Origin of the sequence: Streptomyces sp. NRRL S-378, assembly GCF_000720645.1 — a bacterium.
Taxonomy (GTDB): domain Bacteria; phylum Actinomycetota; class Actinomycetes; order Streptomycetales; family Streptomycetaceae; genus Streptomyces.
The window spans coordinates 1-12,400 of record NZ_JOBX01000103.1; the positions used below are offsets into that span (position 1 = coordinate 1).

General features: G+C 71.1%; 12 protein-coding genes. 2 read left to right on the top strand and 10 right to left on the bottom strand.

The window, feature by feature from the left end; genetic code table 11:
- From IH80_RS0136640 to IH80_RS0136685, 10 genes are all read right to left on the bottom strand, one after another.
- Positions 1-687, bottom strand: a 687-nt coding sequence (locus IH80_RS0136640; protein ID WP_158943823.1) for an AMP-binding protein, incomplete at its 3' end; no start/stop codon positions are given.
- Positions 688-752: 65 nt separating this feature from the next.
- Positions 753-1,565, bottom strand: a complete 813-nt coding sequence (locus IH80_RS0136645) for a 2-keto-4-pentenoate hydratase (protein ID WP_051810320.1) — start codon at positions 1,563-1,565, stop codon at positions 753-755.
- On the bottom strand, positions 1,562-2,548 hold the full coding sequence (locus IH80_RS0136650; RefSeq protein WP_030966176.1) for a class I SAM-dependent methyltransferase: 987 nt from the start codon (positions 2,546-2,548) through the stop codon (positions 1,562-1,564). Before IH80_RS0136650 ends, IH80_RS0136645 begins: the two co-directional genes overlap by 4 nt.
- Before the next feature lie 28 nt (positions 2,549-2,576).
- Complete coding sequence (gene dmpG, locus IH80_RS0136655) at positions 2,577-3,614, bottom strand: 4-hydroxy-2-oxovalerate aldolase (RefSeq protein ID WP_030966177.1); 1,038 nt, start codon at positions 3,612-3,614, stop codon at positions 2,577-2,579.
- Complete coding sequence (locus IH80_RS0136660) at positions 3,611-4,468, bottom strand: acetaldehyde dehydrogenase (acetylating) (protein ID WP_030966179.1); 858 nt, start codon at positions 4,466-4,468, stop codon at positions 3,611-3,613. The genes dmpG and IH80_RS0136660 overlap by 4 nt, the downstream gene beginning before the upstream one ends.
- Positions 4,469-4,605: 137 nt before the next feature.
- On the bottom strand, positions 4,606-5,736 hold the full coding sequence (locus IH80_RS0136665; RefSeq protein WP_063757379.1) for a prephenate dehydrogenase: 1,131 nt from the start codon (positions 5,734-5,736) through the stop codon (positions 4,606-4,608).
- 40 nt (positions 5,737-5,776) lie between these two features.
- Positions 5,777-7,267, bottom strand: coding sequence for a tryptophan 7-halogenase (locus tag IH80_RS0136670; protein ID WP_030966181.1), 1,491 nt, complete (start codon positions 7,265-7,267; stop codon positions 5,777-5,779).
- 52 nt (positions 7,268-7,319) lie between these two features.
- A complete protein-coding gene (locus IH80_RS0136675) occupies positions 7,320-8,447 on the bottom strand; it encodes an alpha-hydroxy acid oxidase (protein WP_030966183.1) in 1,128 nt (375 codons plus the stop codon).
- Positions 8,447-9,529: a 4-hydroxyphenylpyruvate dioxygenase gene (hppD, locus tag IH80_RS0136680; protein WP_030966184.1), complete on the bottom strand. Its 1,083-nt coding sequence runs from the start codon at positions 9,527-9,529 to the stop codon at positions 8,447-8,449. The genes IH80_RS0136675 and hppD overlap by 1 nt, the downstream gene beginning before the upstream one ends.
- 29 nt (positions 9,530-9,558) lie before the next feature.
- Positions 9,559-9,771, bottom strand: a complete 213-nt coding sequence (locus IH80_RS0136685) for an MbtH family protein (protein ID WP_030966185.1) — start codon at positions 9,769-9,771, stop codon at positions 9,559-9,561.
- Between the two features lie 785 nt (positions 9,772-10,556).
- On the opposite strand from IH80_RS0136685, the gene IH80_RS46635 reads away from it, so the two are divergent.
- Both IH80_RS46635 and IH80_RS0136695 read left to right on the top strand, forming a co-directional pair.
- Positions 10,557-11,630, top strand: coding sequence for a ParB/RepB/Spo0J family partition protein (locus tag IH80_RS46635; RefSeq protein ID WP_234432511.1), 1,074 nt, complete (start codon positions 10,557-10,559; stop codon positions 11,628-11,630).
- A gap of 86 nt (positions 11,631-11,716) precedes the next feature.
- Positions 11,717-12,400 (top strand): AMP-binding protein (locus IH80_RS0136695; protein WP_158943825.1); only part of this gene is annotated, 684 nt, incomplete at its 3' end.

Here is a 12,400-nt window from a genome sequence, read left to right on the forward strand (position 1 = left end):
CAACGGCACCCACAGCTCGTACGTGGACGGATCGAAGGCGTACGGAGCCACCATCAACACCCGCTCGTGCGCACCCCCGCCCGCGCCGAACATCCCGTCCGCGACCAGGTCCAGGACGTCCCGGTGCGTCACCGCCACACCCTTGGGACGGCCGGTGGAGCCCGAGGTGTACATCACGTAGGCGAGCTGCTCGGGGCTGCAGACCACCCCCGGATCCGTGGCCGGCAGCTCGGCCAGGACGGGGTCCTGGTCCACGGCGACGACGGCGCGCGCCGCCGGAAGCCCCCGTCGGCGCATGACGGTGTCGGTCAGCAGGACGGGAGCGGAGGTCTCGTCCACGATCCACTGCATCCGCTCCAGCGGAGAGCCGGTGTGCAGGGGGAGGTAGAAACCGCCCGACTTCAGCACGGCGAGCAGCGCCACGACGAGGTCGACGGAGCGTTCCATCAGCACCGCCACCGGCGCTTCGGGACCCGCGCCGCATCCGATCAGGCGGTGCGCCAGCCGGTTGGAGCGCTCGTCGAGCTCCCGGTAGGTCAGCTCCCGGTCCGCGCAGCGCACCGCCACCGCGTCCGGGGAGCGCAGCGCCTGAGCCGCGAAGGCCGCCTGCACCGAACCGCCGGTCGGCGCCGCGTACGACGCGGACGACCGATCCTCGGCCAGGAGAACATCTTCTGTAACAAGCATTGTTCGTCACCCTCTTTCGGGGTCGAGGTCGCACGCGTGCCGCACGGGAGGGGCTGTACGAGGACTCATGTGCTGGAGGTGGAAAGGGACACGGAGCCGAGGGATCCGAAGGAGGCCCTCACGGTGGAGCCCGCCGTGAGGTCGACCGCTCCGGCCAGGGAGCCCGCCAGGATCACGTCACCGGCGCCGATCCCCGCGCCGAAGGTGGCCAGGATCCGGACGAGGCAGGCCACGGACTCCGCGGGATGCCCCATCACGGCCGAGCCCCGGGCGGTCTGGACGCAATCGCCCGACTCGAACACCATCGTCTCCGCGGCGAGGTCACGGCCGTCGAAGGGGACGGGCTCGCCCAGGACGACCATGGCCGACGAGGCGTTGTCGGCGACGGTGTCCACCCAGGCGATGTCCCAGTTCTCGATCCGGCTGTCGAGCACTTCCAGGGCCGGGAAGACCTCGGTGGTGGCGGCCAGGACGTCGGCGGCGGTCGTAGCGGGACCGGACAGGTCGGTACCGATCCGGAAGGCGATCTCCCCCTCGACCTTCGGCGCGATGAAGCGGCCCGGATCGAGGAGGGCCCCGTCACCCAGGATCATCTCCTCGGTGAGGAATCCGAAGTCGGGTTCGTCGACGCCGAACATCTCCTGGATGGCGGCGCTGGTGGCGCCGATCTTGTATCCGGCGTGCAGCGCGCCGTTCTCGTGCTCGAGGGTGCGCAAGGCCCGCTGGACGACGTACGCGTCCTGCGCGGTGAACTCCGGGTACCGCCGGGAGACCGGCGGCACCGCCTTGCGCTCCCGCTTGGCGTTCCACAGTTCGGCGGCTATCCGCTCGTGGACCGCTCGGGCGTCCTGCAGCACGGTCCGTGCTCCGGTGGTCACTTGGTCGCCACGAACAGCCGACCGCCCGGCATGACCTGCGAGCTGCAGTCGACGTCGGAGAAGCCGGCGCTGCGGAACTTCTCCACCCACTGCTCCTCGGTGGGCAGCTCCACGTCCATGAAGTTCGCGTGCAGGTAGGTGAAGAGGGAGCTGAACTTGCGCTCGCGGTCCTCCTGCCCGTAGGAGACGGCGTCGACCACGGCCAGCACGCCGCCGGGCGCGAGGGCCTTGTGGCAGGTGCGCAGCACGTCGTCGAAGACGGCCTCGTCCTGCAGGACGTCGTGCATCACGAAGCAGGCCTGGATGACGTCGGCGCCCTCCAGCGGGGTGGGGTCGGCGATCAGGGACTCGACCGACCGCTCGACCACCTGCAGGCGGTCGGCCACGCCGGCCCGCTCCGCGTCCTCCCGCGCGGCGGCGCAGGCGCCCGCGCTCAGGTCGAGGGCAACGCCGGTGCGCTGCTCGTCCTGCCGGAGGAGACCGATGAGCAGGCCCGCGGCGCCCGCGCCGAGGTCCACCACGTGCTTGGCCCCGGCGGCCGTGACGCGCTCGACCACGGCGGGGTAGAAGGTGCGGTCCCCGATCCAGCGGGAGCTGACGGCCACCCGTCGCCCGTCCCGCTGGTGGGCGTCGGCGGCGGTCTCGTCGCCGGACAGGAAGGCCCGCGCGTTCTGCAGGAACGGGCTGTTGGCGGTCAGCGCCCAGGAGAGGTAGCCGACCTCGTGCCGCCAGTCCGCGTAGTCCTCGGAGGGGCGGTACAGGCCCCCGTCCACGGCCGTGAGCAGCCCGGCGGCCGAGAGGGCGCGCAGGTACGCGCCGAGTCGGTCCTCGGGAAGGCCGGTCGCCCCGGCCAGCTCGGCGACACCGAAGGTGCGGCCCGAGTCCAGGACCTGGTCCGCGCCGATCTCGGCGCCGATCTGGAGCAGTGCGGCGACCGCCGCGTAGTCCGCGCCGACCTCGCCCGCGGTTTTCACGTTCACCATGTCTGTTCCTCGCATTTCTGAGAGTCCGTCACATCACTGCGTAGGGGGAGTTCTTCTCGGCGAGGTCCAGGGCGACCTCGATGATGGAGTCCTCCTGGCCGGCGACGACTCCGCGGCGGCCGAGCTCCATCAGGATTTCCCGCGGGTCCACCTGGAAGCGCTCCGCGGCACGGCGGGCGGGTGCGGCGAACCCGGAGAAGACACCGGCGATTCCGCTGGTGATGGTCACGCTGTCGTTCGTCGGGATGCGCTGCACGAAGGTGGATTCGGCGAGGTCGGCCGCGTCGAGCGCGCCGAAGAGCTGGAGCCTGGTCTCGATCTGCTCCAGGTGCAGGTTCGCGGCGACCAGTTCGAGAGGGGCGTTGCCCGCCCCGGCGCCGAAGCCGCGCGCCGTCACGTCCACGATGGTCGCGCCGGCCTTGATGGCGGCCATGCTGTTCATCACCGACAGGCCGAGGTTGTTGTGGCCGTGGAACCCGATCTCGATGTCGAGTTCCTCGACCAGGGCGCCGACCTTCTCGCCGACGGCGGCCGGGGTGTAGGCGCCCGCCGAGTCCATGAGGACGACCGCGTGCGCCCCGTACTCCTGCATGAGCCGCGCCTGCTCGACGAGGGCCCGGGTGGGCGCCATGTGGCTCATCAGGAGCATGCCTTTGACGGTGACGCCCATCGAACGCAGCATGGTGATCTGCTGGCGGGTCACGTCCGCCTCGGTGCAGTGCGCACCGACCCGGACCTCGTCGACCCCGCAGTCCAGGGCCGGCTTCAGGTCGCGTTCGACCGTGGCGAAGCCGGGGATGGACAGGACGCCGAGTTTGGTCCCCTTCAGCTGTTCGCGGGCGGCGGTGAGCATCTCGGTGTCGCTCAGCGCCGCGCGCCCGACCTGGAGGGAGGAGGCGCCGAGCCCGTTGCCGTGGCCGACCTCCAGGAGGTCGGCGCCGGCGCGCTCGGCGGCCTTGGCGTAGGCCGCGATGTCCGAGCGCCCCAGCTGGTGCCCCACGGCGTGGTTGCCGTCCCGGAGGGTGGTGTCACAGATTTCGAGCCGTCGCTCGGTGGGGGTGCTCATCGACGTGCCTCCGCTCGGCCCTCGGCGACGGCCACCGCCGCGCAGGTGATGACGTCCAGGTTCCCGGCGTAGCGCGGCAGCCAGTCGCCGAGCCCTTCCACCTCGATCGTCACCATGACGCGGCCGTCGGTGACGATGGGCGGTACGACGACGCGGTAGCCCGGGACGTAGGAATGGATCCGCTTCTCCATGTGCTCGACCGCGACGCGCAGCGCGTCCAGGTCGATGTTCTCGGAATCGGGGACCGCGATGGTGTTGCGCATGACGATTCCCGGTTCCGCCGGATTGATGATGAGAATCGTCCTGGCCTTGTCCACGCGGCTGAATTCGTGGGTGGCCTTCTGGGTGGTGAAGGCGTATTCGTCGATGTTCGCCCGGGTCCCCGGTCCCACGCTCGCCGAGGAGCTGGCCGTGACGATCTCCAGGTAGCCGAGGCCGTCCTCGGCGGCGTCGCTGAAGCAGCGGGCGATGGGGACGGCGGCCTGTCCGCCGCAGGACACCATGCTCACGTTCGGCTCGGTGAGGCATTCCTCCAGGTTCAGCGCCGGGACGCAGAACCTGCCGAGGTTGGCCGGGGTGAGGTCGACGACCGGGATCCCCAGCGCTTCGAGGACCTTCCAGTTGTGGACGGCGTCGGTGGCCGAGGTGGCGTCGAAGACGAGGTCGATCCCGTCCGCCAGTGCGGCGAGGGCGTCGATCCCGCCGGCGGTCGTCGGCACCCCGTGGGACTCGGCCAGTGCGATCCCGGGCGACGTCGCACGTCGTCCGGCGAACAGCACGCACTGGAGCTGGGGCGAGGCGATGACCTTGAGGAGCAGGTCGCAGCCGATGTTTCCCGTGCCGATGATGGCCACGCGGAGGGGTTCAGCAAGGGGACTTTCTTGTGTGTGCATTCACCGTTCCTCTGTCCGTGTTTCACGTACTGCGCATTCCTGGAAAACCGCGTCCGGTGCCCGGGTCGACGGGTCGGTCGAAATCCGGGCGGCGCGGCCTAGGCGGGGACTTTCAGGTCCCGTACCGGCTCCCGCGTGCCGGAATCCGGCTCGGCGGTTCGCATCTCCCAGCCGGCCCGGCCCAGTTCCACGACGATGTGGCGGGCCCGCACGGCCGGTACCGCGAAGGTGACGGAGAGGGTGCCCTCCGCCGCGGAGTAGTGCGGCACCATGTCCTCCCCGTCCACCTCGAACTCCGCGAGGGCGTCCAGCAGGCGGACCAGTTGCCCGGGGCTTTCCGGGACCAGGACCTCCACGTGCGTCCGGCTGTCCGCGGCCTGCCATTCCCGGATCGCCGCCAGTCCGGCGGCCCCGCGGTCCAGCAGGTCCGCCACCGGCTCCGGGCCCCGGCCGTCCCGCGGCGCTTCGGAGACGTCGTCGAGGCCGGTCAGCAGGCTCGTCAGGTCGTCCCTGAGTTCCCGCAGCACCCCGGCGACGGCCGGCGCGTTGGCCCGCAGGATGTCGTTCCACAGTGCGGTGTCCCGGACGGCCACCCGCGTGACGTCGTGGAGTGCCTGCCCGGCGAGCCGGAACGACTCCCGGGAGCCCCCCTGGAGCCGCGCGGCCATGAGACTGGCCACCACCTGGGGCGCGTGCGAGGTCAGGGCCACCGCGTCGTCGTGCGCACGGTCCCCCATGATCACCGGGACGGCCCCGCAGAGCGCGATCATGGCGAACACCCGGTTCACCGCGTCCTGGGAGGTGCTCTCCGAAGGGGTCAGCACCCAAGCCTGGTCCTCGAACAGGTCCGCGCGGGCGGCCAGCGGGCCGCTGCGCACCCGGCGGGCGAGCGGATGCCCGCCCACGTAGTCGGAGGACAGGACCGCGGAGTCCCACAGCTCCCGGGCCAACTGTGCCTTCACGCTGGCCACGTCGGTGTAGGTCCGGGCCAGCCCGCGCGCCCGCATCTCGGCGAGCACTCCGCCGACCGCGCTCGGGGGTACGGCGATCACCGCCAGGTCCACCGCCTCGTCCGGGGCTCCCAGCACCCCCGCACCCAGGGCCGCCGCCGTGCGGGCGGCCGCTTCGTCCTCGTCGAGCAAGTGCACGTGGATGCCGTGCCGGCTCACGGCCAGGCCGATCGACGTACCGATCACACCGGTGCCGACCACCGCCATCGTGCGTACCATCGTTCCCCCTCTCCCTGTCGGGCTCGGTACACGCCGCCGGTCAGTAGGTGTATTCCGCCCAGCGCATGCCGTCGGTGGACGGCACCAGACCGCCTTCGCGACGGGGACCCTCGTCGTCGACGACCTCGCCCAGCGCGGCGTGGACCTGGATCTTGGCGCCCTCCTCGAGCACCGACTGCACGAGCGTGGAGTCGAACAGGTCCCGGTCCGTCCCCTCCTCCCCCGCGGGCCGGTCGACCAGTTCGGAGAACTCACGGAAGCTGGACTCGCGCTGTTCGGCGTAGGAAGCGGCGTTGACCAGTCCGCTCTCGTGCGAGGCCCCGCCGCCGACCAGCTCGACGAAGGACTCCAGCCCGGAGGACGAACTGTTCGTCACCTTCTTCGCGGTCCAGAAGTACGAGTCCTCGTCCCGGTGCATGTCGTAGAAGGCCACCAGGAAGTCGTGGAAGAGCGAGTACTCGTGCCGGTAGCGCGTCTCGTACTCCTCGAAGCACTTCGCCTCTTCGAACTCCCCCGCCAGGGAGGAGTTGATGGAGCGGGCGGCCAGCAGACCGCTGTAGGTGGCGAGGTGCACGCCGGAGGAGAAGACGGGGTCGATGAAGCAGGCCGCGTCGCCCACCAGGACCATGCCCGGACGCCAGAACTTCTCCTGGCAGTACGAGTAGTCCTTCCGGATCCGGATCTCGCCGTAGGGGCCGCTCTCCACCCGGCGGGCATCGGACAGGTGCTCCGCGATGAGCGGGCACTCCTCGATCAGGCTCATCAGGGCCTTCTCGCGGTCCCCCTGGACGCGGTCCAGGGACTCGCGCCGCAGGACCGCGCCGACGCTGGTCAGCTCGTCGGTGAGCGGGATGTACCAGAACCAGCCGTCGTCGAAGGCGGCGCAGAGGATGTTGCCGGAGTTGGGCGCGGGGAGGCGCTTGCCGCCCTCGAAGTACCCGAAGAGCGCGATGTTCTGGAAGAACTCCGAGTAGTGGCGGGTCCCGCCGATGCGGCTGTGGATGCGGCTCTTGTTGCCGGAGGCGTCCACGACGAAGCGGCTGCGCACCGTGTGGCGCACCCCCTCGGCGTCGCTGTAGAGCACCCCGCAGACGCGGCCGTCCTCCTCGACGACGTCGACCACGGAGCTCTTCTCCCGGACCTCGACGCCCTTGTTCCGCGCGTTGTCCAGGAGGATCTGGTCGAACTTCATGCGCTCGACCTGGTAGGCCAGCGAGGTCGGCCCGGAGAAGGTCTCGGAGACGGAGAAGGAGAACGTCCACGGTTCGGGGCTGCTGCCCCACCGGAAGGTGCCGCCGCGCTTGGGCATGAACGCGGCCTTCTCCAGCTCCTCCGATACCCCGAGCAGCCGGCAGATGCCGTGCACCGTCGAGGGCAGCAGGGACTCCCCGATCTGGTACCGGGGGAACTCCTCCTTCTCCAGGAGAAGGACACGGTGCCCCTGCATGGCCACCAGGGTGGCCACGGTGGAACCGCCCGGCCCACCACCGACGACGACGACGTCGAACTCGTGGTCGTGTGTGTCGTGCATGACTTTCTTCTCCTTCGATGGCACTGGGGATTCCAGGCCTCAGACGCGGTGTTCAGCCCCGCGTGCCGGAAACAAATGAGCGCAAGGTGCGGGCATCGGCCAGGTCGGCGCATCCCGCGAGGAGGAGGGCCTCCTCCAGTTCCGTCCGGAGGATCGAGAGCACCTGGGTGACTCCCTCGGCCCCGGCCGCGGCCAGGCCCCACAGCACCGGCCGTCCGATCAGGACCCCGTCGGCGCCCAGCGCCACGGCCCGCAGGATGTCGGTGCCGCTGCGGATGCCGCTGTCCATGAGGACCCGGCCCCGCCCGTCCACCGCTTCGACGACCCCGGGCAGCGCGGTGACACTGGCCGGCGCGCCGTCGAGCTGCCGGCCCCCGTGGTTGGAGACCACCACGGCCTCGGCTCCGAGCCGGACGGCCCGGTCCGCGTCCCGGGGGTCGAGGATCCCCTTGACCACCAGGGGGAGCCGGGTCCGCTCCCGGATCCACTCCAGGTCGGACCACCCCAGGGTGGGGTCGAAGGCGGTCCTCGTGTGCACGGCCACGGCCGACTCGTCGGGCCGGCGCTCGTGCGCCACGGAAGGGCCGTCGGGGTCCAGGTTGGCACTGCGGATCCAGGAGGGCAGCGTGAACTCGTTGCGCAGATCGCGCAGTCGGCGGCCCATGACCGGGACGTCCACCGTCACCATCAGCGCCCGGCAGCCCACCTGTTCGGCCCGGCGGATCAGGTCCAGGACCCGGCCGCGGTCGTGCAGCCAGTACAGCTGGAACCACAGGTCCGCCCCGACGCCGGCTATCTCCTCCAGGGAGGTGCTGCTGATGGTGCTGACCACGAAGGGGACCCGCGCCTGCCGGGCGCCCGCGGCGGCGGCGAGCTCCCCCTCCGGGTGCAGCAGGCGCTGGTAGGCCATCGGGGCGACCGCCAGCGGCAGCGCGGCCGGCGTACCCGGCAGCAGCGCCGCGGTATCGCTGCGCTCGACGCCGGCCAGCGCCCTGGGGACCACGGACACGCCGTCGAGCGCCGCCCTGTTGGCGGTCAGGGTGGACTCCGTACCGCTGCCACCGGAGACGAAGTCCCACACCTCCGGTGCCAGCCGGGCCCGGGCCGCCCGGCGCAGGTCCGCGACGCACAGGGGCCGCGCCCCCGCTCCGTCGGCCGGTGACCCGAACTGCCGGTCCATTACTTCCCGGCCTCCGCCTCGGCCCGCTGCCGCTCGACCGCCTCGTAGAGCGCCTTGATGTTCCCGCTCCCGAAGGTGCGGGCGCCCATGCGCTCGATGACCTCCAGGAAGAAGGTGCGGCGCGGGTGGACCGACTTGGTGAAGATCTGGAAGAGCTGACCGTCGTGGTCCTCGTCGACCAGGATGTCCAGTTCCTTCAGATCGGACACCGCGTATTTCGTCGGTTCGAGGGCCAGCAGGCGGTAGTAGGCCTCCGGGGTTCCCAGGAAGGAGACCCCCTTCGACTTGAGCAGGCCCACCGACTCCACGACGCTGTCCACCGTGAAGGCGATGTGCTGGACACCGGCCCCGTCGTGGTTCTTCAGGAACGCGTCGATCTGCCCCGAATCCAGTGAGGTGTCGGGCTCGATCAGGGTCAGCGTCACGGCGCCGGAACGACTCTGGACCACCCGGGAATCCATGGCCTGACTGCCCACCTGGATACGCTCTTCGAAAATCATCCGGAAATCCAGGACGCTCTCGTAGAAATCCACGGTGGGGGCCAGCTGTCCCGCTTCGAGACAGATGGCGAAATGGTCGATCAGGTTCAGGCCGCTGTCGAACCGGGCACCCTCTCCGGACACCGGAGAAAAGCCCGGGAGTACGCGCGGGTCGCCGAGCTCCGGGCGCTGCACGAAGGTGTGGATCACATCTCCGAAGCCCCTGATCGAGGCCGTCGTCAGCCCGTCCCGCTCCACCGGCTCCGCCACCGGGGCGGCACCCCGGCGCACCGCCTCGGCGAACGCCTCCCGGGCGTCCGGGGTCGTGAGCGCGATGTTCGCCACCCCGTCCCCGTGCTGCGCCACATAGGCGGCTGCCGGGTGATCGGCGCCCTGCGCCGAGGTCAGCACCAGCCGGATCCGGTTCTTGCCGAGGGCCACCGACCGGGCCCCAGGGGCGGACCCCGTGGCTCCGGATGCGCCGTAGACCTCGAAGCCGTAGCCGTCGACGTACTGCGCCGCGGCAGCCGCGGTGTCCTCTACGTAGAACTCGACATGATCAATGGCGAGCCCGTCGAAAACCGACACGTCCACATCGGACATTCTTTTCACCGTCCCCCTCGATGCACGGATCAGACCGTGGCGTTCATCTGCTGGACGAGGCTGCGCGGCCGCATGTCCGTCCAGTTCGCGTTGATGTACTCGATGCAGGCCGCGCGGCCGCTCTCGTGAACGGCGGTCCAGCCCGCCGGCACCTCGGCGAACTTCGGCCAGAGCGAATACTGGTGCTCCTCGTTGATGAGCACGAGGTATTCCGCCTCAGGGTTTTCGAAAGGATTGGTCACGACCTCGCTCCTTCTGTGGGTTGCGGCTGCCTGCGGAATTCCTCGTCCGTCACGGAATGAAGGCACGGAAGGAATCGCCGACGCAGGCGGAAAAGATCAGCGGAAGGTTCGGGATCCGGAACCTGCGGCCCGCGGTAATCCTCTGCCGGGCCCACCTGCATCGAGGACGAACATCCCCGCCGAGCGGCCCGGATTCCTTCTGGGAGGGACATTCGCATGACGGCGAGGGAGAAATCCACTCCCCGCGGTGGCCGGAACCCGCCGGGTGTCCAAGTGCGGCGGCGCCGCACTTGGACACCCTTTCCTGGACCCGGCGCCGGCGCCCCGCGCCGCAGGGCCGACGCCGTGCCGCCACGGCGCAGCATGGGCCGGTGCCGCCCTGTCCGGAACGAGCCACGGGACGGCTCGGGAGGGTGGCCGCTTGGGGCCTGGCCGGTCCGTGCCAATCCCCTGAATGCGCAGGTCAGAGCGGTTTCCGGGAGTCCGCGACTGGCACCAAACGGCCTGGTCGGGTCCTGCCGTCCCCGACCCCTTACGAGCGGGGTCCTCCGGCGGCGAAGCTCTCCTCAGCGCCACCGGGGACCGGTCTTCAGAACAGACCGGGATGCCGGGCCGGCGACCCACACCCCTTCTCCGAGGAGCACAGCCATGCCCCGCGCCGCCATCGAACCGGACCGATCCGCGTCGGCACCGGCCGGAGCGGCCGCGCACGGGTCACCACGCTCCCCCCGTCGACCCAGCCCGTACGATCCCGTCCCCGCCTGCGAGCCCCGGAGGCCGAACCAGTGAGAGCGACCCACCCACCGACGACCGGCGCCGACCCCGAGAACGAGGTCCGGCCGACCGGATCCGGAGCGGAGCCGGGCGAGCCACCGTGCGTCGAGGTTCCTCTCACCGTGCTGGCCGCCGGCGAATCCCTCCGCTCCGCGGGGGAGGACGAGGAGCACACCGCCCGCCTGGCGGAGACCGAAGACCCGCTCCCGCCCATCCTGGTGGACCGCCGGACCCTGAGCGTCATCGACGGCCGGCACCGCCTCGCCGCCGCCAGGCTGCGCGGTCAGCGGACCATCTCCGTACGGTACTTCGACGGCAGCCCCGACGACGCGTTCCTGCGCGGTGTCGAAGCCAACGTCACGCACGGCCTCCCGCTCTCCCAGGCCGACCGGCGCGCCGCCGCCGAACGGATCGTGGCGACCCATCCGCACCTGTCCGACCGGTCCATCGCCCGTGCCTCGGGCCTCGGTGCCAAGACCGTGGCGGCCATCCGCCAGGCTCGTGGCGCGGGGCCCGGGGAGGACGTGCGGGTCGGGAAGGATGGCCGGGCCCGCCCCGTGAACAGCAGGGACGGCCGGCAACGCGCCGCCGAGGCCCTGGCCCTGAACCCGCAGGCGTCCCTGCGCGAGGTGGCCCGCATCGCCGGGGTCTCGCCGACGACGGTGGGCGAGGTCCGCAGACAGCTGGCGGCGGACCGGGAGGTCCACGGGGCCGACGGGGCGGACCACGCGCCCGGACCGCTCGACGCCGCGGCGGTACAGGCGGGTCCGGCCGATCCGCCCGGCACCGGGGCCGGACCCGCGGCACCGCGCGTCCCGCCGCAGCCCGACCCCACGGCCGTCCTGAAGAAGCTGGTGCGCGACCCCGCGCTGCGTCACCGGGAATCGGGGCGCCACCTGCTCCGCCTGCTCCAGCAGAACGCCATCGACCAGCGGATGTGGGCAGACCTGGCCGCCGCGGTACCGCCGCACTCCGGCGGCCTGGTGGCGGACCTGGCCCGCTCGTACGCGGAGACCTGGACGGCCTTCGCCCAGGAGCTGGGCGAACGCCCCCGGGCCCGGACCGTCCAGAGGACGACCGGCTGAGCTGCCGCGACGCTCCCCCGGCACCGCGTGACCGCGCTGCCCCTCGAAATCCGTGCGATTGCAACCCCGAAAGAGAGTCATTGGCCATGAGTACTGCCCGTGCTGTCCGTCGTGCCGAAGACCGGTCGTCCGCGTGGGACGCGTCGACCGGTGGTTCGGTGCAGGCGGCTTTCGCGGCTCAGGCGCTGCGCTCCCCGGACGCGGTGGCGGTGCGCTGCGCGGACCGGGAGCTGACCTACCGGGAGTTGGACGAGCGGTCGAACCGGCTGGCGCACCGGCTGATCGGTGTGGGGGTGGGTCCGGAGGCACCGGTGGCGGTGCTGATGGAACGTTCCGTGGACCTGGTGGTCGCGCTGCTGGCGGTGCTGAAGTCGGGCGGTTTCTACCTCCCCCTGCACACGGGGAGCCCGCTGGAGCGGATGCAGTGGATCCTCGACGAGACCTCCGCTCCGGTCCTGCTGACCGACACGCGGATGCGCGAACGCGGTCTGCCCGCAGCCCCCGTCGTGGTCGCCGTGGACCGGGACCCGGTCCTGGCCGAGCTGCCGGCCACGGATCCGGGGGTGGTCTGCGAGCCGGAACGGCTCGCCTACGTGATGTACACCTCGGGCTCCACCGGCCGTCCCAAGGGTGTGGCGGTGACGCACCGGGACGTCCTGGACCTGGTCGCAGACGGGATGTTCGGCGCGGGCGGGGGTGCGCACGAGCGGGTGTTGATGGTGGCTCCGTACGCCTTCGATCCGTCCACGTACGAGCTGTGGGTGCCGTTG

Coding starts and splice junctions, on each gene's coding strand:
- IH80_RS0136650 (WP_030966176.1), bottom strand. CDS start 2,548: ATGGTGAACGTGAAAACCGCGGGCGAGGTCGGCGCGGACTACGCGGCG.
- hppD (WP_030966184.1), bottom strand. CDS start 9,529: ATGTCCGATGTGGACGTGTCGGTTTTCGACGGGCTCGCCATTGATCAT.
- IH80_RS0136665 (WP_063757379.1), bottom strand. CDS start 5,736: ATGGTACGCACGATGGCGGTGGTCGGCACCGGTGTGATCGGTACGTCG.
- IH80_RS0136675 (WP_030966183.1), bottom strand. CDS start 8,447: ATGGACCGGCAGTTCGGGTCACCGGCCGACGGAGCGGGGGCGCGGCCC.
- dmpG (WP_030966177.1), bottom strand. CDS start 3,614: ATGAGCACCCCCACCGAGCGACGGCTCGAAATCTGTGACACCACCCTC.
- IH80_RS0136670 (WP_030966181.1), bottom strand. CDS start 7,267: ATGCACGACACACACGACCACGAGTTCGACGTCGTCGTCGTCGGTGGT.